We start from the raw sequence: 19,199 nt of genomic DNA on the forward strand, positions 1-19,199 counted from the left end.
AAGAGCCCATACTCTTTCCAACCTATGCGCGAGCCAAACGCCATTCGGCCAACCCGACCCGCTTCACCCTCGGCTTCACCCCGGGCGCGCCGCCGCGCTTCGGTGGGTCAGCACCGCCCTAAGGAGCAGGCGGACTGCAGAAAGGGCAGGCGCCCGGCACGAGGTTTTCGTGCCGGGCGCCTGCCCTGTGTGGTGTCTGCTGCGCTAGTTCAGCGGCGACTCCCGGCGGCGGCGAGCGAAGACAACCGCTGCCCCGCCGATCGCCAGCAGCGCGAGCGCCGCGGCGATCAGCGCCGCTGCGGAGTTCGAGCCCGTGCCCGGGAGCCCCTTCGGCGGAACGCCCGCGAAGCTATTCGTGAAGAGGACGTGCGCGCCGTCCTCGCTCAGCACGAGGCCCTCGAGCGTCACTCCCGCTGTCGACTGCCCCGCGACCGTAATGTTGGTCGACGCTGCGCCACCCGCGCCGGTCTCGGTCAGCTCACAGCGCGCCCCGGTGGGCAGATCAGAAATGACCTGCTGAGCACCGGCCTGCAGCGTGAACTCGCGCGTGAGCTCGTTCTTCGTGCCACCCCACTGGCAGACCAGAGCAAAGTCGAAGCTCTGGCGCAGCTGCTCCCCACTCAACGGGAACTCGTTGCTACTGCGCGAGCTCTTCTCTACGATCAGCTCGCCGAGCGAGTAGGTGTTCGTGAGGTTCACCAGGGTCGCCTCGGCGCCGCTGCGGGGGCTGCGGATGGTGATCTCGGCTGACATTCCGTCGTCCGCGGGGTTCACCCCGGGCGTCGTCGCGATCGAGCGACCGACCTCGCCGTGCTCGCCCACGGTACCGTCCTCACTGACGACGCAGTCCGCGCCAATGGGCAGCCCTTCGACACGCACCGGGGTGCCGTCTGCGGGGACCATGAGTTCAGCGAACGCGCCCATGTCGAGCGCGACGCGCTCCGGGTCGGCGACGCCACTCGGCACGGTACACGCGAGCGTCACCGGGAATGCCTCGGGAATCGGCGTGACACCGTTCGCCTCGACCTGCTTCGTGATCTGCAACGCCCCGGTCTTCAGCGTGACGCCCGCGGGCGGCGGAGCCTTCGGAAGGTTCACCCGGCCACCGGTCGTGTCCCAGGCGATCACACCGTTCTGGTTCCAGGCGAACTGCGCCTCGGCGAACTCGGCCAGGGTCGGCTGCAGCCCGTCAGCGGTGTGCTCGATGACGCGGTTCACGGTCTCAAACTCGACGTTGACCCACTCGGCCGGCTTCAGCGGAGCGCCCGTCGCCATCGTCACGATGACACGGAACCCGGCGATGTCCTCGACCGCGCCCGTGTAGCTGTCCCGATCGATCCAGGTGTTCCCTGCTCCCGAGCATTCCGGGTCCGCGATCCACGCCGAGACAGGATCCTGCCCAATGCAGTTCGTGGGGTTCGTCGTGAGTTCGACCGTGTACGTCGCCCCGGCCGGCATCTCTGCGAGTGCGATCGAGCTGGGGTCGGCGAGCACCGGGCGGAACGTGCTGGCTCGCTGGGCATTGCCGGCGAGCAGCTTGTCCCCCGTGCGAGGCAGCATGTCGACGATGGTCATCCGCGCAAGATCGGCCGTGCCAGCGTTGACGTGCTGCAACTTCCAGCTGTCGGTGGCGCCGACCGCCGTATAGGCGGCGCAGGGAGTCGCGACGTAGCCATCGGCCGACCAGCGAGAGGCCGCACAGTCCGCGCCCGACTTGATATCGAGGCCGTCCATCTCACCGATCAGGTTCTCGCCAAGCGTGTCGACGCGCTCGCCGTTCACGGTCTTGACCGCCCCGACCAGCGTGCCCCCGCGTGGGTGCACGTAGTTGGTGTTGGTGCACTCGGACGAGCTCCCCGGAGTCGTGCCGACCTGGCCGTTGTTCGTCGGCTGGGTGCAGGTCGCGAGCACGACGCCGGTCTCGACGATCACCTCGTTGGAGGCCTTCTCAGACGCGTTGAGCCCGGGCTGCAGGATGACGCCGAGGTCGATGGTGACCTCTTCGCCCGGCGCCATGAACGAATCGGCGGGCCAGGTGAAGGTCAGCGCACCACCATCGAGGCCCACCCCGATCTGCGCCGGATCGATACTGAGGTCGGCGCCGCCCGTCTGCGAGAAGGTCGGCTGGACGCCGTCCCACTTCAGCGTCGCGGGCAGCTGGTCGGTCACGGTCTCGATCGGCAGGTAGCTTGAGCCAGTGTTCTTAAAGATGAGCTGCCACGGGGCGCTCTCCATCGAGCTGACGATGTGCGTCGTCGAGTCGAGCGGCGCGCGCTTTTGCACCGAGATCGCGTTCGTGCCGGGCACGAAGCCGATGCTCTGCTCGGCATCGTCGGTCGCGGTGCCGGTGCCGGATCCGGTCGCCGTGGTGCTCGCCGTGTTAGTGACGATCCCCGCAGTCCAGTCCGAGTCGAGTCCGGCCCGCAGTTGCACGGTGAAGGGCAGGGTTGCAGTGCCCCAACTCGAGGTCCACGAGGTGGCCCGCAGCGGGAAGAGCGCGCCGTCGACCCGGTCAAAGGTGACGCGCAGGCCACGCACCTGGGCGAGGTCGGTCACGGCCTCGAACGCGATCCAGTTCCCGTCGACCAACGCTTCATGCGCGCGCCGATCGGCGTCGATCGGCGCGACCGGGGTGCCGAGCGACACAAGCTCGAAGATCTCCCAGAAGCCCGCAGTGCTGTCCTCAATGACGAGTGAATCGAGCGGCGCGGTCGAGCCGTTTGGCGTGGCCGTCAACCCGACGGTGACGGGCGCCTGCGGGTCGGCCTCGTAGAGGTTCTTGGTGTCGGCATGCGTGCCGGGAAGCGTGTTTTCCACGGAAACCGACTTCTCAAGGCGCACCGCGATCTTCGCTGAGGTCAGGCCGACCACCGCGTCGTCGGTGTCCGCTGGTTCACGGCTGGGGTCGACCACCAGGTCCTGGCCCAGGGCGCGCGCGAAGTTGCTGACCTGGACGGCCGAGCCGTCCGGTCCCCCCAAGACGGGGGCACCCGTCGCACGGTGGGTCGGGCGGAGCTGCATGTCGAGCTGCATGGTGAGGTCATCGCCGGCAACGATCCGATTGCCATAAATTTCGGGGCTCGTGCCCTGGTAGGTCACGGCCACACCCACGGTGTTCGCGAGCAGCTCCGGCAGGGGCCCGCCTGGAGCGGTCCCCTGCAGCTGCGCAATCGAAAAGACCTCGCTGCGCTGCACGCCGTTCTCGAAGATCCACAGCTCGACCTGGCTCTGCGCCACGTCGATGTACGCGGGCAGCGCGCTAAAGCTCACGCCGGTCAGCGTGAACTGATCGAAGTGGTTTTGGCCCGCCTCGCTCGCGAAGTCGCGGTCGGCGAACGGGCTCAGCTCCATCCCGGTCGCGCCGAGAATATCGGTCGCGACGTCCGTGACGCGAAGCTTGCCCAGTTTCATCGCACCCTTTTCCCCCTGCGTCGGGAGGCCAGAGACGTTCTCCGTGGTCAGCGTGAAACGGGTCGTCGGGTAGTCCTCGGGCAGCAGGTCGCCGCCCTTGGGGACGGTCAGCGCGGCCGGTGCGACCTCCTTCTGAAGCGACACGTTCGCGACGCCATCGATCACGTTGATCGTGTCGCTCGCGGTGCCGCGGTGCGTGGTTCCGCCGCGCTCACCGGCGATCTCGAAGGTGTTGTCGATACATCCCGCGTCGGGGGCCAAGGCCGGCGGCACGAGGCAGTTGAACGTGGTCTCAGAGGTGACCCACTTCACGGGGTCAGTCGGGGCAGCGCTGCGCGCCTGGTCCCGAAGCTGCCAATCCAGCTGGTAACTGCGGACCTCGGCAGAGGCAGAAACGCCAGCGCCAACTGCTGGAGCACCTACGTCACCCGCCGCTGCGGCGGCCGCTCGGGCAGGCTCGTTTGACGCCAGCGTCAGCCGCACCCCGAGCGTCGAGAGCTGTTCCGCGCCCGACAGCGTGTACCCGACAAAGCCCTGGGCATTCATCCAGTTGCCGTCGGCCGGGGCGCCCGTGGGGGCGGACCAGACCGAGCCGTTCCACAGCTCAACCCGCGAAACGAGGTCCCACTTCAATTGGGGGCTGCTCGAGAAGGTGATGGGCTGCACTCGGGTGAGGTTGAACGCCTCATACACCGTGCCCACGCCGCTCACGCTTGGCAGGGCCGGGTCGGTGAGCGTGATCTCGGCGAAGCCGGGCTCGCTCAGCACCCACTGTTGCACCGTCGAGCTCGAGGTGCCGGACTGCGAGACCAGGAGGTCGTCGGTCCAGTTCTTGTCCGCCCACATTGGACCGACACCCATCGCCTCGTCATCACGAATGCTGCCGGTCTCGGTGTCGCTCGCGTCGCCGGCGACCGCTCGGTTCTCCAGCTTGCCTGTCGCGTCGACTGTCGCCGTGTTGAGGTACGGCGTGGGGGTGAAGTCCGGTGCGCCGTTCGGGGTCGTGGTGCCCCCGGAGCGCAGCTCGCTGCGCGCCTCGAACCGCAGGTTCGGTTTCACGTCGGTGGAGACACCGAGGCCTGCCGGGTTCGTGTAGTTGAAGCGGATCCCGGTGGTGGTCGCGGCAACGCCCGACAGGTCGATACTGACGTCGCTTCGGTCGGTCAGCGTGGTGACCGCGACCCAGCTGCCGGTGTCGGAGTCGAACCGCTCGATCGTGAGGGTCGCACCAGCCGGGACATCGATGGGGGCCACAACCTCGGTGAGGTTGTAAGCGTCCCAGAAGGTACCGGTCCCCGCCGCACCCGCCGGCAGCTGATCTGCAACGACGATCTCCACCGGCTTCGTCTTGTCGCCCACGGCAGTCGCGTTGGCGGGCAGCTGCACGATGACATCATCGCCCGGGAAGACGGTGCTCGGGCTGAGCTTCTTCTCGATCGCAACGTTGATGGCCGGCGAGACGACGACGAGGTTCGCCTCGGCGCCGTCAGTGGCGGGCTCGTCGATGTTCGGACGAGTGCCCTCGACCTCGATCTTGTTGAGGAACGGGCCCGCTTCGGCGCCGTCCAGAGCGAGGTCCTCGCTGGTGTCGATCGCGTACTTCACCTGGCTCGTCGCGCTCGGGGCGATCGCGCCGGTGAAGGTGATCTCGAACCCGGAGATGTCGAGGCCGGCGGGCGGGGAGGGAAGCGCTGCTCCCGGAACCAGGACCACGGTTTCGGGTCCCGTCGCGCTCTGCCAAGTGATCGTGCCGCCGGTGGCACCGGCGGGCCACACCTGCGCGCTGTAGCTCGGGTCGAAACCGGCGAACGCGAGCTCCTCCGAGAAGTAGGCCGCGTCCGATCCGGCGGCGGGCTCGCGGATGGTGAGCGCGTCCAGGGTGGCGCTGTTCGGCGCGTCCTGGTTCTTGGCTGTCAGGATTGCGTGCACCGTGTTGCCTGCGACAGTCTTCAACGGTTCAACCTCAGCGCCACCCGCGTCGACGAACGTCTTCCCGGCGCGCACCTCGATGACGGTTGGGGTAACCGCGAATGGCGCGGTCGCGTCCTTCGTCACGGCCGGCTGCCCGGCGGTCTCGACCGTGGCCGATACGGTGTTCGTCTCGGAGTAGCCCTTCGAGAGGTCGGCCGTCAGGCCGAGCCGATCCTCTTCACGCTGCGCGGCGCCGAACGCCTGCGTCACCGTCGCGTCGGGCTCGATCGCGCCCGCGTAGCTCAGGCGGACGCCGCCAACGTCGGCGTTGGCGATCGAGCTGCCGTACTCGGTCCAGTTCCAGCTGGTGCCGTCGAACGCGTACACCTCAACTCGGGCGCTTGCCGCGCCCGCGGGCCAATTCGCAGGGGCCGCAGGGTCACCCGCGAAGCCGGTGAAGTCGACGTAGCGGAAGGGGTTGCTCTCTTCGAGCTCGGTCGCGCCGTCCTGGGCGGTGGGGGTGTCCTGGAGCACGAGCGAGTCGACGGCGACGTTCGAGGACTGGGTCGCGCCGATCGTGATCGTCGAGGCGGCGCCGGGCTCGAATGCCTGGCTGCCCGGCTCCCAGGTCTTGTTCGGGGTGACGTCGATCTTCAGCGGTACGTGCACCGAGATGACGGCGTCGTCCTTCGCACTGAGCGGGTCGGCGGGGTCGGCTCCAAAGCCGGAAATCGTTGCCTGGTTGACGAGGTCCTGATCGTTGAAGGCCCAGTCCACCGTGAGGTCGGCCGGCACGGTCAGGGTGTACTCGATCCACCCCTGCGCACCCGTCGGCAGGCCTGTGCCGCCGCCGTCGATGGGGGCAGCGATGTCGAGGGTGATGGTGCGGTCTGCTTCGGAAGAGCCGACGACGCCCTCGCCCGCGGGCGAGACGCCGGGAACTTCGAGGGTGAGCACGCTATCGGGCTGCCCGGGAAGCTTGGCGCCGATTCCGCTGATCGCCCAGCCCGCGAATGCGGCCGGCAGTACGTCGGTGAGCAGCACCGGGCCGTCCGCGTCGTAGTTCTCGGCACTGAACTCGACCCGGTAGTTGACGCTCTGGCCGGGCTGCAGTTCGCGGTGCGCGTCCTGACCGTTCACCTTTTTGTCGATCTGGAGGAACGAGCCGGGCTGTGCTGCCGCCGGCGTGAGCCCGCTGGCCCCAAATGTCGCCCCCACCAGCAGCACGACGAGCGCGCCCGAGATCCAGGAGCGCAGGCGCCCCCGACGAGAAAAAGCCTGGTTCGAGAACGCCACCGAAATACCCCAAATATGATTCATAGTTGCTGGACGCCCCCCGCCCAAGCCTCGAATAGCCTAGCCATCCTCGAGCGATTCCAGGAATCGAGTTGCCCGCCGACGCCAATTCGAGCCGGGCTCCCGGCTCCCGGCTCCCGGCCAGGCGGTCTACACTCGCGGAGTGATCACGTCTCTGCTCGCGCCGACCCCGGTGCGCCTCATCCCGGCGCAGTGGCGCGCCCGCGAGGCGGCACATCACGCACGCGCGGACGCGTTGACGAGCGCCCACCGCGCGCGCAGGCAACGCGGCGAGACCCACGCGATCGAGGATTTTCTCTTCACCTACTACCCCGTCTCGCCAGCGAAGCTTCATCGCTGGCATCCGGGCGCGGGCGTCACCCTCGAGGGCGCGGCGATCCTGTTCGATCCGGCGCAGGATCCTGTCCGCGCCGATTGGAAGTACTACGCCCGCACCGGGGCCGCTGCCGAGGACCTGACGGTCGACCTCGCCGCGCTGTGGGAAGCGCGCGGGAAGCTCATCAGCTTCATCGAACGGCTATTCACCGAGACCCTCGAGCGCACGCCGTCGTTCGGCTGCTTCGGGCTGCACGAGTGGGCGATGGTGTATCGCATGACACCTGAGGAGATTCGGCACCGGACGCTCCCGTTGCGCCTCGGGGCGCTCGACACCGACGTGGTCGTCGAGTCGAACCCGATCGCGTGCAGCCACTTCGACGCGTACCGCTTCTTCACGCCGGCGGCCGAGCCGCTCAATGAGCTGCGCCCCACCCGCGAGAACCAGGCCGAGATGGAGCAATCAGGCTGCCTGCACGCGGGGATGGACGTCTACAAGTGGGCGGTGAAGCTCGGCCCGATCGTGCCCGGCGAGCTGCTCCTCGACGCATTCGAGCTTGCACGCGACATCCGCTCGGTCGACATGCGGGCCTCTCCCTACGATGTGAGCTCGTACGGCCTGGCCGCGATCCCCGTTGAGACGCCGGAGGGGAAGCGAGCGTATGCAGCGCTGCAGCGCGGCTTCGCCGACCGCGGCAACGCGCTACGCGTGCGTGTGCTCGACGCGATCGCGCGTGCCGGGTCAGCCGCGGCTCGGCTCAGCGACCGCTAGGGGCTTCTCCACCGCCGATTTCCGTCGCTCCGCGCGAGGTCCCAGGGCGCGAAGCGCGCCGAGAATGGCGATGAGGTCCACGCCCTCCTGCATCCAGGCGCCCAGCAACGCTGGCAGCACGCCGGTGGCGGCGACGAACATCAGCGCCCCGCTAATCACGATGCCGAGCCAGATACTCTGCAACGCGATCCGCACGGTGTCGTGCCCGATCTGCACCGCACGGCCGACCCCCGCGAGGGTGTCAAACCGCCCGACCACATCGGCCGACTCACTCGCCGCCGTCGCCCCGCGCGCGCCCATCGCATAGCCGATGTCCGCTGCCGCCAGCACGGGAGCGTCGTTCAGCCCATCCCCGACCATCAGCAGCGGGCGCACCGGCACCCCCGCGATGATCCGCACTTTGTCGGCGGGAAGACACTCGGCATGCAACTCCTCGATGCCAAGGCTGTCGGCGATCGGCCGCGCGGTGGCCTCAACGTCTCCCGTCACCATCAAGATGCGCTCGACTCCCGCACCCCGAAGCGCGTCCAGCGTTGCAGCAGCCTCAGGACGGACCCGATCGCGCATGACGATGACGCCGGCGAGCCGGTCGTCGACGCCGACGTAGATCGCGAGCTCCCCCGAGGCGATCTCGGCGCGCGAGAATTCCTGCACCGATTCGGCGACCCAGCCAGGCTTCCCCACACGAACGGTGCGATCTCCGAGAACGGCGCGCACGCCATTCGTCGCAATCTCAGCCGACTCACCCGCGGGTGCGAGCGCGAGGCCGCGGGCCCTCGCCTCGTCGATGACCGAGGCCGCAAGCACATGAGACGAGTACACCTCCGCCGATGCCGCGAGCTGGAGCACCTCGTTCTCGGTGAACCCGTCGGTGGGTTCAATCCGTCGCAGGCTCGGCCGGCCCGTCGTGATGGTGCCGGTCTTATCAAAGGCCACGGCCCGCACGCGCGCCAACTGTTCGAGCGTCCCGCCGCCCTTCACGATGATGCCCTCGCGGGCGGCCCTGCTCATCCCGCCCAGGAAGGCGACAGGCGCCGCGATCAGCAGCGGACACGGCGTCGCCACGACCAGCACCTCCGCGAAGCGGACCGGGTCGCCGCTGAGGGCCCATGCGGCCCCCGCGATCAGCAGCGCCACGGCGGTGAACGGTACCGCGTATCGGTCGGCGAGCCGCACGACCTGCGCTTTGCTCCCCGCCGCCTCCCGCACGAGGTTCACGATCTGCTGATATTGACTGTCCGCCGCAACAGCGATCGCACGCATCTCGACCGCACTCGACCCGCTCACAATGCCACTCAGCAGCTTCTCTCCGGCCGCGCGATCAACGGGAAGGCTCTCGCCGGTCAGTGACGATTCATCGAAGGTGGCAGCCTCGCTCAGCAGGATCCCGTCAACCGGCACGACTGCACCGGGGAGCACCAGGATCTCGTCGCCCACCGCGATCTCGTCGACGCCGATTTCGCGTCGCTCCCCCGCCTCCAGCCGAATCGCGCGCTGCGGGGCGCGGTTCAGCAGCGCGGTGAGCTCGCGGGTCGAACGATTCTCTGCGTAGTCCTCGAGCGCCTCACCTCCGGTGAGCATGAGTACGACCACGAGCGCCGCCCAGGACTCCCCCACCAGCACCGCCGCGACGATCGCGATCACGGCGAGCACGTCGAGCCCGGCGTGCCCGCGAAGGAGCTGCCGGACCATGCCCACCGCCTGCCAGCCGGCGATCACGAGGGCGTACCCGCCAACCAGCCACTCGGCGGCCCCGCGAGCCGGAGTGGCCAGCAGGATCAGCCCGGCCGAGGCCACGAGCAGCGTGGCGGCAACGAACGGATACGAACGAGCCGAACGGAGAATGATGCGCATGTCACCCATGGTGGAGGAAACACGAGGGATTCGCGACTTCTCCCGCCCGCGACGCTTCCGGGTTACCCTGATGGCACCGGATACACGCACACGATCGGAGGCCTCGATGGATCAGCACCACTTTACGCAGGATCAGCTCGAGGGCGCCCTCGATCGCTATCGATCAGCGCTCGTGGACGCGCGCGAGGGCTCGGAGGAGCACACGACGCGCGACGAGCTCATCTCAGCGGCCCGCGTCATCCTCGACGAGGACGACTTCGAGGCCCACCAGCTCGTACAGGTGCTCGCCGGGGGCGAATTCGGCGACCCAGTATGGAACTTGGAAGAGGAAGTCCTCGACGAGGACTAGCCCTTAGGCGTCCCGCTCACCCGCGATGCGGGTGTGGTGCTGGATCACCTCGGCGACGACGAAGTTGAACCACTTCTCGGCGAACTCGGGGTCGAGGTGCGCGCCCTGCGCCAGCTCGCGCAGGCGCTCGATCTGGCGCGCCTCGCGCCCCGGGTCAGACGCCGGCATGTCGTGCGTTGCCTTCAGCACGCCCACGTCCTGCGTGCAGCGGAATCGCTCCGCGAGCATGTGGATGAGGGCGGCATCGATGTTGTCGATGCTCGAACGCAGGCGAGCAAGCTGCTCTTCCGGAGCGGGGCCGGCCGCGGCCGACCCCGGGATCAGCTGATCGCTCATCCGAGGAGATCGTGCAGGACGACAACCTGCTCGCGCTCGGGACCGACGCCGATGGCGGAGATCCGCGAGCCGCTCATTGCCTCGAGGGCGTGGATGTAATCCTGAGCGTTCTTCGGCAGGTCCGAGAACTCGCGGCAGCCCGAGATGTCCTCGGACCAGCCGGGGAACTCTTCGTAGATCGGCTTCGCGTGGTGGAAGTCGCTCTGGTTCACGGGCATCTCATCGTGACGCACGCCGTTCACGTCGTACGCGACGCAGACCGGGATCGTCTCGAGTCCTGAAAGCACGTCGAGCTTCGTCAGCACAAAGTCCGTGACGCCGTTGATGCGCGCCGAGTAGCGCGCGATGGGTGCGTCGTACCAACCGCACCGGCGCGGACGCCCCGTGGTCGTTCCGAACTCGAAGCCCTGGTTGCGCAGGTAGTCGCCCGAGGCGTCAAACAGCTCGGTCGGGAACGGGCCCGAACCGACACGTGTCGTGTACGCCTTGATGACCGAAATCACGCGGTCGATCGCGGCGGGCGGCAGCCCGGATCCGGTGCTCGCGCCGCCGGAAGTCGCGTTCGAGGAGGTGACGAACGGGTAGGTGCCGTGATCGATGTCGAGCATGGTCGCCTGACCGGCCTCGAACAGAATGGTCTTGTCCGCTTGCATCGCCTCGTGCAGCAGCAGCCCGGTGTCGCACACCATCGGCTCGAGCATGTCGCGGTACGAGAGCAGTTCTTCCACAACCTCGTCGACGCTGATCGCGCGGCGGTTGTAAATCTTGACGAGCACCTGGTTCTTGAACTCCAGCGACGCCTCCACCTTCTGACGCAGGATCCCCTCGTCGAAGAGATCCTGGATGCGGATGCCCACGCGGTTGATCTTGTCGGCGTACGCCGGGCCGATGCCGCGGCCGGTGGTGCCGATCTGACGCTTGCCCAGGAAACGCTCGGTCACCTTGTCGAGGGTGCGGTGGTAGGCAGTGATGACGTGCGCGTTGGCGCTCACCTTCAGGCGCGAGACGTCGACGCCGCGAGCGCTGAGCGCCTGCAGCTCACCCTGCAGCACCTCGGGGTCGATGACGACACCGTTCGAGATGACGGGGATGACGCCGGGGGTAAGAATGCCGGACGGCAACAGATGGAGGGCATACTTTTCGTCGCCAACCACCACCGTGTGGCCGGCGTTGTTCCCGCCGTTGAACTTGACCACGTAATCAACGCGGCTTCCGAGCAGGTCGGTTGCCCGGCCCTTGCCCTCGTCGCCCCACTGGGCGCCAGTAATGAGTACAGCGGGCATCTCAGCCCCTCCTTCGATCTGGACGTACCCGACCATCCTACCGGCGGGACCGCTCGCCGGGGTTTTCGGGCCAGATCGGGGCGCATTGCATCACTCGGCATTATCCGAAACATGAGTAAACAGTGGAGGCGGGGTGGGGCGATTCCGCACTAGCGTAGGCCCAGTGGCCACGCACTCACTGCTCGGCCCAATTGCAAAGGAGCAACCGATGAGTTTTTCCCTCGGCACACCGCGCCGCCGCGGATTCGCCGTCGCCCTCGCCGCCGCTGCCGCCCTGGCGCTGTCAGCGTGCGCCGGCGGCTCGGGCGCGGCCCCGTCCACCGAGCCACCCGCTGACAGCGGCGCTGAGATCGAAAACGTCACCGTCGCGTTCCCTGGCTCGCTCGCCAACCTGTACATCGGGACGGAAAGCGGGATCCTGAATTACTATCTCGCGAGCGCCGTGCAAGAAGGACTCGTCGGCATCGACCCCGAGGGCAAAGTCGTCCCGGCCCTCGCAGAAAGCTGGGAGACTCCCGACACGACCACGTACGTCTTCGAGGTTCGCCAGGACGCAAAGTTCCAAAACGGTGAGCCCGTCACCGCGGACGACATCGTGTTCAGCCTCGAACAGGCACGCAGCGCCGAGGCGTCGCCCGGCATCAACTACTACCTGAGCAATCTCGACACCGTGGCGAAGACCGGCGAACACCAGGTCACGGTGACGACGCTTGCGCCGGATCCCGCCTTCCTCAAGACCATGTCGAGCGCAGGGGCCGCAGTCATCACACAGCAGGCATTCTGGGAAGAGCACGAGGGCAGCATCGGCACCAGCCAGTCTCTGATCCTCGGCACTGGCCCGTACAAGGTCACCGACTTCCAGCCCGACTCGCACGTCACACTCGAGCGAGTCGATACCTGGTGGGGTGGGGTGCCAAAGGCGAAGCAGATCGAGATCTCGTTCATTCCCGACGAGAACACTCGCCTGCTCGCGACCCAGAAGGGGGACATCGATATCGCCTTCAGCGTCCCGCTCAAGCAGGCCGAGCAGTGGCAGAAGATCTCCGACGGGCGCGTCGAGTCGGTCAACGATCTGTCGTACGTCGGATTGCTCTTCGACCAGACGGTCGCTCCGTTTGACGATGTGAACGTGCGAAAGGCGATCTCAAGCGCAGTGGACCGCGACGCGATCGTCGAGAAGCTGCTGCGCGGATACGGCGAGCCGGCGAACGCCATCATGACGCCGGAATCGCTTGCCGCCGTGCACGACGGCGACGCCGCCCGCAAGCTGCTCGCGGACGTACAGCCTCCCCAATTCGACCTGAAGCAGGCCGAGCAGTTCCTGTCGGAGTCCTCGGTTCCCGAAGGGTTCGCGCTCGAACTCACCTACCCCAACTCGGGTCCGCAGCTGGGCACGGCCGCACAGTCGCTCGCCGAGAACCTGGGGCCGCTCGGCATCGACGTCAAGGTACGCGAGGTGCCCCTCGAGGAGTGGCTCGCCACCATCGGCGACGGCGAGCACGGCCTGAGCTACATGTGGTACTTCTCCACAACGGGCGATCCGGCTGAGATCAGCTCGTACCTGCTTGGCGAGGCCAACCCGAACATGTACGACGACCCGAAGGTCCTCGACCTGTTGGCGCAGTCCAACGCTGCGGCGAGCGCCGAGGAGCGGGTAAACCTCCTGCTCCAGGTTGAGCAGGAGAACGCCGATCAGGTCATCAATGCGCCGCTGTGGTGGGGCCAGTCGCTCACCTACTTCAGTAACGCGGTCGGCGTGAAGACGTTCAGCCCGTACACCTTCATTGGTTCGTGGGGTGCGGAGTTGTACGCCGCGAAGTAGTGCACATGCGCGGTGGGGCGAGTACACATGCCCCACCGCACATGCTCGCCCAGCCCCTCCCCCGCCCGATCTCAGTTGAGGAGTTCGCCGATGACCCAAGCCGATTCGAGCCTCGTCGCAGAGTCTCCTCCGGGTGCCCCCGATCCCGGGGGGAACCGGATCGGGCGCAGCCCCGCTCAGGCGCTCACACGCATCATCGCGATCCGGCTGGGCAGCGTCCTGCTCATCCTGCTGGCGATCTCGCTGCTGACCTACTCACTGATGTACCTCGCGCCGGGGGATCTCGTAAAGAATCTCATTGGCAACCGCCCGGCGACGCCAGACACGATCGCCGCGGTGCGCGCCCAATACCGGCTCGATGACCCCTTCCTGACACGCTATTTTGACTGGCTCGGGAGCGCACTGCGCGGCGACTTCGGCGAATCGATCCGCCTGCAGCAACCCGTATCGACCGTGATCGCTTCCCGTCTGGGGTTGACCGTTGCGCTCGCGACGCTCGCGTTCCTGATCGCCGCGATCACCGCGATTCCTCTCGGCGTCCTCAGCGCGTCCCGTGCGGGGACGAGCACTGATCGTTTCGCAAGCGCGCTCGCGTTGCTCGGCCTCTCTGCGCCCACTTTCGCGCTCGCGATCCTCCTGCTCTTCCTCTTCGCCTACCTCCTCCCGCTGTTCCCCGCCTTTGGCGGCGGAAAAGGCCCGCTCGACACGCTCTGGCACTTGGTACTTCCCGCGGTGTCGCTCGCGGCCGGCATCGGCGCCATCCTGATGCGAATGACGCGGGCCGCTGTGCTACGCGAACTCGAGAGCGACGCCATCACGTTCGCACGGGCTCGCGGGCTCTCGGAGCGGGAGGTCCAGGGCGTTGCACTTCGGGGCGCGGCAATCCCGATCGTCACGGGCGCCGGACTCATCTTGACCTTCATCATTGGCGGCACCATCATTGTCGAAACCGTTTTCGCGTTGCCCGGGCTCGGCTCGCTGTTGCAGGAGTCAGTGCTCTTCAAGGACCTCCCCGTCGTGCAGGCAGTCACCCTGCTCATCGCTGCGGCGATCGCCATCATCACGATCCTGGTAGATCTGAGCTATCTGCTGTTCGACCCGCGTGTACGAGCCAGGGAGCTGGGACAGTGAGCACGAAGACCACCCGCATCGCCACCGTCGCCCGCGATCGTATAGCCGGCCCTCGCCAGCGGGACTGGGCAGTGATCGCCGCGGCGATCCTGCTCACTCTCGTCGCGCTCACCGCGCTCGTCTCGCCCTTGCTTGTCGGGCCGGCCTCTGCCCAAAGCATCCTCGACGCACTGCTGCCGCCCGGCAGCCCTGGCCACCTACTCGGAACCGACGAGCTGGGTCGCGATGTGCTGCTGCTCACCCTCGCGGGAACGGGTTCGGCGATCGCCGGCCCCGTAGTGATCGCGACCGGCTCGATGCTGCTCGCCATCGTCTTCGGCACGCTTTCCGGCTACCTCCGGGGCGTCGTCGACGGAGTGATCGGTCGCATCGTTGACGTGTTGCTCTCCCTTCCCGTGATGCTGCTCGCGATCGTCGTGGCCGGCATCTTCGGTGCCGGATACTGGGTGACGGTCGCCTTGCTCGTCATTCTCTTTTGTCCCTCCGACATTCGCATCGTTCGCGCGGGTGCGACCGAGCAGACCCCGCGGCCGTACGTCGAGGCCGCGCAGATGCTGTCGCTGCCCCCCAGCCGCATCATGTTCCGGCACATCCTGCCGAACGTGTGGCCACTCATCCTGACGAACCTGATGCTGAACCTCGCGATCGCCCTCGTCACCCTCTCATCCCTCTCGTTCCTCGGCATCGGCGTCGAGCCGGGCACGGCTGATTGGGGTCGCCAGATCTCCGACGGCCGCGGCGTCATGGGAGACAACCCAGCTATGCTGCTCGCGCCCGCGATCCTCATCGTCCTCGTCTCCATGTCGATTAACCTGCTCGGCGACCACCTCGGTGAGCGCCTGCGCGAGAAGGGCATCCAATGAGCCGCCTCTCCCCCACACCACTCGGCGTTGTCGTGCACGGCCTCACCGTGTCCTCCGCGGCAGGTGCTCTCGTCGAGCCGCTCGATCTCGTCATCCCACCCGGCCGAACGCTCGCGATCATCGGCGAGTCCGGATCGGGGAAATCGATGACGGCTCGAGCGATCACCGGGCTCCTCCCTCGAGGGGTCACCGCTGCCGGGACGGCAGTCATCGACGGCGAGTCCACAGACCTCGCCGAACAGGACCCCGCCGTCTGGTCTCGGGTGCGCGGACGTCGCGCGGTCCTCCTCTTGCAGGATCCCTTCACCAGCCTCAGCCCCGTCATCCGCTGCGGACGCCAAATTGGCGCGACGATCGTCGCGCGGCACCGCGCCACCGGCGAGCCGCCACTCTCGCGCGGCGAGGTGGATGCCGAGATTGCTCGCCGGCTCGACGAAGTGCGCCTCCCGGCGAGCGTCACCCGCCGTTTCCCCTCCGAGCTCTCGGGCGGGATGCGTCAGCGCGTCGCGATCGCGGCTGCCCTTGCGGCAGAGCCCCGGCTCCTCATCGCGGACGAGCCCACCACCGCGCTCGATGCGAGTACGCAGGGCGGGGTGCTCGACCTCCTGCGTGAGCTGCAGCAGAAACATGAGATGAGCGTGCTGCTCATCAGCCACGACCTCGGCATCATCGGCGGACGCGCGGACGAAGTGCTCGTCATGCGGAAGGGGCAGATTGTCGAGCAGGGCACTGTCGAGCGCGTGCTGGGCGCGCCCAGTCATCCATACACGCGCGCGCTGATCGAGGCGAATCCCTCGCTCGACGACGCGTCACCCCCGCTCGCCCACCCGGGCGCAGCACTGCTCAGCGCCACAGGAATGACGAAACGTTTCGGACGCGCGACCGCGCTTCACGACGCCAGCGTCGACGTGCGTGCAGGTGAGATTGTCGCGATCGTCGGTGAGTCCGGCTCCGGGAAGTCGACCCTCGCCCGCTGCATCGCCGGCCTCGAGCACCCCGACGCAGGCTCCGTGACCCTCGACGGTCTCACTCTCCCGCCCGGTCGCCGGGGGCGTACCCCGCAGCAGATGCAGATCGTGTTCCAGGATCCCTACTCGACCCTGAACCCCGTCTTCACAGTCGGGCAGGCGCTCACCGAAGCCCTCGCCGCGAGCGGGCGCAGCGCCGACGAGGTGCCTGAGCTGCTGCGCCTCGTCGACCTCGACCCTTCGTTCGCCGCGCGCCGACCGTCGCAGCTGTCTGGCGGACAGCGTCAACGCGTCGCGATCGCGCGAGCGCTGGCCCCCCAGCCGCGCGTCTTGATCTGCGATGAGAGCGTCTCAGCGCTTGACGTGTCAGTACAGGCACAGGTGTTGGAGCTGCTTGCCCGGCTGCGGGATGAGCTCGGGCTGGCCATGCTCTTCATTACGCATGACCTGGCAGTGGTCGCGCGGATCGCGAACCGTATGGTGGTGCTCCGCGGGGGCGAGATCGTCGAGCGGGGCACCGCTGAACAGGTTATGCGAGAACCCGCTCACCCCTACACGCGCATGCTGGTCGAGGCCGCCCGCGAGGACAGCGTGCACCGCCCCACGGCAGCCGCCCCAACGGGCCTTGCGGCTGCTCCAGCGACAACTGATACACCGGGTACCCCAAACGCGCAAGGAGCCACCGAATGATCCCCGCCGATTCCCCCTCGCCCGTCCAGCACAGCGCGTTTGTCGCGGAGTCTACCGACGGTACTGCACTGCCGGCCGGCTTTGAGGCTGCGGCGGCGCGCCGGACCCGATGGGAGCTGCCCCGTGCACTCTGGGCGCCGCGGGTAACGGTGCTGCGGGACGCTGCGGGAGCCCCCGTCGCGGCGGCGCTCACAGCGGGACGCCTGTACTCGCCCTCGCGAAAGATCATTGACGTCATCATCGCGCCCGGCGCTGATGCCGACGGCGCCGCCTTCAGCGCAACGGTCGAGGCCGCCGCGCTCGATGCTCCCGCCCCATCCGAGGCGCGTCCGTCCCCGGTGCTCGTGAAGTTCGAGGAGCATCCCATGCTTGCACCGCTCAGCGCGCGCGACGCGGCAACGCTCGTGGCCCTCGGGTTTCAGCGCGATGCCGACCCTGTGCCGTCGGTCGCGAGCACTCGCGCGGCCGCCGCCGAGGGCGTGCGCTCCTGGTCCCGGTGGAGCCCCGGAACCGGACCCAGGCGACTGGCTCCGTACTATGGGCAGACGACCGATGTGACTTGCGGGGCAGTGACCGCGCTTATGGCCCTCGAATCGGTCGGACTCGGAAGATTCAGCTTGAGTGACCAAGCCGGCAATCGTGCCTGGGAAATCGAGTTCTGGCGACGAGCCACGAACATGCCCGCGTGCGAACCGATCGGGCTTGCGGTCGCCACCGCCGGGGCCATCAGCGATGCTGACCTTCCCCTCGGCGAGCCAAGGGTGGTCCTCAGCGCCGAGGGGCCAGTGCTCATCGAGGACTTCGGGGCTGCGGACAGCTTCGAAAGCAAGCTCCGCGTTGAACTGCAGGCAGAGTCCCTGCGGCAGGCTGAGGAGCTCGGGCTACAGATCGAGCGCCGGTGGCCGGAGGTCAGCGAGATCCACGAGCTCGTCGCCGCGGGGAACTCGGTATTCATGCTGATCGACCTCGAGCCGCTGATTGCCGACCCGACTCCGCACTGGGTGCTCGCACACGACGTCATCGGAGACGACGCCCTCCTGGTTTCAGACCCCTGGGTCGAGTCAGCGCAGGGCGAGACGTGGCTCGACGTGAGCGCGCAACCGATCACGCACGCCGGTATCGAGCGCATCGCGCGTTGGGGGGATCCTGAGTTTCGCGGCATCGTCGTGCTGCCTCGCGCAGCCGACTAGCGATTCCGGAACGTGAGAGGGGGCTGGGCTCGAGCATTCACTCGGGCCCAGCCCCCTCTCACGTTCCCGCCGCAGATGCCTAGCGGTAGTTCACGAACTGCAGGTCGACGTCTATGTCGGCGCCCTTCAGCAGTGCGATGGTGGCCTGGAGGTCGTCGCGATCCTTCGAGCTCACGCGAAGCTCGTCGCCTTGGATCTGGCTCTTGACCGACTTGGGACCCTCGTCGCGGATGAGCTTGTTCAGCTTCTTCGCGGTGGCCTGGTCGATGCCTTCCTTGAGCTTCGCCTCCTGACGGTACTCTTTGCCGCTCGGGTAGGGGTCGGCCGTGTCGAGGGTCTTCAGCGAGAGCCCGCGGCGAATGAACTTCGACTGCAGGACATCGAGCACTGCGGCGAGACGCTCTTCGGTGCTCGCCTTCATCATGATCGATTCGCCCGAGAGCTCGACCGAGGCACCAACGCCCTTAAAGTCATAGCGCTGCTCGAGTTCCTTGCGCGCCTGGTTGACCGCGTTCTCGACCTCCATCGGGTCGAACTTGCTCACTACGTCAAATGATGAATCAGCCATAGGTACCAGCGTACCCGGTGGGGAAACAAAAAGAGCCCCATCCAATGGATGGGGCTCTTTCGAAGTATGTGTCCGGCGGTGTCCTACTCTCCCACAGGGTCCCCCCTGCAGTACCATCGGCGCAGTCAGCCTTAGCTTCCGGGTTCGGAATGTTTCCGGGCGTTTCCCTGACGCTATAACCGCCGTAACACGTTTAGCTTATCAGACATCTGGGGCGCCGAAACACACACCCGGAGCCGGCTTTCGGGCATAAAAAAAGGGGCCTCATCTTTCGATGAGGCCCCTTTTACAGAAAGAAGTCCGGCGGTGTCCTACTCTCCCACAGGGTCCCCCCTGCAGTACCATCGGCGCAGTCAGCCTTAGCTTCCGGGTTCGGAATGTTTCCGGGCGTTTCCCTGACGCTATAACCGCCGTAACAC

General features: G+C 67.3%; 12 protein-coding genes and 2 rRNA genes. 7 read left to right on the forward strand and 7 right to left on the reverse strand.

The genetic code is table 11. The features are described 5' to 3' along the window. Positions 1-204: 204 nt before the first annotated feature. Positions 205-6,642, reverse strand: coding sequence for a DUF5979 domain-containing protein (locus tag KOE53_RS13335; RefSeq protein WP_188058824.1), 6,438 nt, complete (start codon positions 6,640-6,642; stop codon positions 205-207). Positions 6,643-6,781: 139 nt separating this feature from the next. Between KOE53_RS13335 and KOE53_RS13340 the strand changes: the two genes are divergently transcribed. Further along, on the forward strand, positions 6,782-7,726 hold the full coding sequence (locus KOE53_RS13340; protein ID WP_370566983.1) for a 3-methyladenine DNA glycosylase: 945 nt from the start codon (positions 6,782-6,784) through the stop codon (positions 7,724-7,726). Here KOE53_RS13340 and KOE53_RS13345 read toward each other — a convergent pair. Then, positions 7,697-9,580: a heavy metal translocating P-type ATPase gene (locus KOE53_RS13345; RefSeq protein ID WP_188046066.1), complete on the reverse strand. Its 1,884-nt coding sequence runs from the start codon at positions 9,578-9,580 to the stop codon at positions 7,697-7,699. The two genes, KOE53_RS13340 and KOE53_RS13345, sit on opposite strands and share 30 nt — an antisense overlap. A gap of 106 nt (positions 9,581-9,686) precedes the next feature. On the opposite strand from KOE53_RS13345, the gene KOE53_RS13350 reads away from it, so the two are divergent. Further along, positions 9,687-9,929, forward strand: coding sequence for a hypothetical protein (locus KOE53_RS13350; protein WP_188046067.1), 243 nt, complete (start codon positions 9,687-9,689; stop codon positions 9,927-9,929). A gap of 3 nt (positions 9,930-9,932) precedes the next feature. Here KOE53_RS13350 and KOE53_RS13355 read toward each other — a convergent pair whose 3' ends face one another. Continuing rightward, a complete protein-coding gene (locus KOE53_RS13355) occupies positions 9,933-10,265 on the reverse strand; it encodes a chorismate mutase (protein ID WP_188046068.1) in 333 nt (110 codons plus the stop codon). Then, on the reverse strand, positions 10,262-11,548 hold the full coding sequence (locus KOE53_RS13360; protein ID WP_188046069.1) for an adenylosuccinate synthase: 1,287 nt from the start codon (positions 11,546-11,548) through the stop codon (positions 10,262-10,264). The genes KOE53_RS13355 and KOE53_RS13360 overlap by 4 nt, the downstream gene beginning before the upstream one ends. A gap of 208 nt (positions 11,549-11,756) precedes the next feature. On the opposite strand from KOE53_RS13360, the gene KOE53_RS13365 reads away from it, so the two are divergent. The 5 genes from KOE53_RS13365 (at position 11,757) to KOE53_RS13385 (ending at position 18,212) form a co-directional block, all read left to right on the forward strand. Further along, positions 11,757-13,370 carry an ABC transporter substrate-binding protein gene (locus tag KOE53_RS13365; RefSeq protein WP_188058825.1) on the forward strand — a complete coding sequence of 538 codons (1,614 nt, stop codon included), beginning with the start codon at positions 11,757-11,759 and terminating at the stop codon, positions 13,368-13,370. Positions 13,371-13,460: 90 nt separating this feature from the next. Continuing rightward, the gene (locus tag KOE53_RS13370; protein WP_188058826.1) at positions 13,461-14,501 is read left to right on the forward strand and encodes an ABC transporter permease; all 1,041 of its coding nucleotides are present in this window, start codon (positions 13,461-13,463) and stop codon (positions 14,499-14,501) included. Further along, positions 14,498-15,364 carry an ABC transporter permease gene (locus KOE53_RS13375; protein ID WP_353055659.1) on the forward strand — a complete coding sequence of 289 codons (867 nt, stop codon included), beginning with the start codon at positions 14,498-14,500 and terminating at the stop codon, positions 15,362-15,364. The genes KOE53_RS13370 and KOE53_RS13375 overlap by 4 nt, the downstream gene beginning before the upstream one ends. After that, positions 15,361-17,022: an ATP-binding cassette domain-containing protein gene (locus KOE53_RS13380; protein WP_188058827.1), complete on the forward strand. Its 1,662-nt coding sequence runs from the start codon at positions 15,361-15,363 to the stop codon at positions 17,020-17,022. Before KOE53_RS13375 ends, KOE53_RS13380 begins: the two co-directional genes overlap by 4 nt. Next, a complete protein-coding gene (locus tag KOE53_RS13385) occupies positions 17,019-18,212 on the forward strand; it encodes a peptidase C39 family protein (protein ID WP_188058828.1) in 1,194 nt (397 codons plus the stop codon). Before KOE53_RS13380 ends, KOE53_RS13385 begins: the two co-directional genes overlap by 4 nt. Positions 18,213-18,291: 79 nt before the next feature. On the opposite strand, the gene KOE53_RS13390 is transcribed toward KOE53_RS13385, so the two are convergent. The 3 genes from KOE53_RS13390 to rrf (KOE53_RS13400) all read right to left on the reverse strand — a co-directional run bounded on the left by KOE53_RS13390 (position 18,292) and on the right by rrf (KOE53_RS13400) (position 19,195). Beyond that, positions 18,292-18,780, reverse strand: coding sequence for a YajQ family cyclic di-GMP-binding protein (locus KOE53_RS13390; protein ID WP_188046074.1), 489 nt, complete (start codon positions 18,778-18,780; stop codon positions 18,292-18,294). A gap of 70 nt (positions 18,781-18,850) precedes the next feature. Then, positions 18,851-18,967, reverse strand: a 5S ribosomal RNA gene (gene rrf, locus KOE53_RS13395). A 111-nt stretch (positions 18,968-19,078) separates the two neighbouring features. Continuing rightward, positions 19,079-19,195, reverse strand: a 5S ribosomal RNA gene (gene rrf, locus KOE53_RS13400). Positions 19,196-19,199 lie beyond the last annotated feature (4 nt).

The organism is Leucobacter sp. CX87 (genome assembly GCF_018682295.1).
Lineage (GTDB): Bacteria > Actinomycetota > Actinomycetes > Actinomycetales > Microbacteriaceae > Cx-87.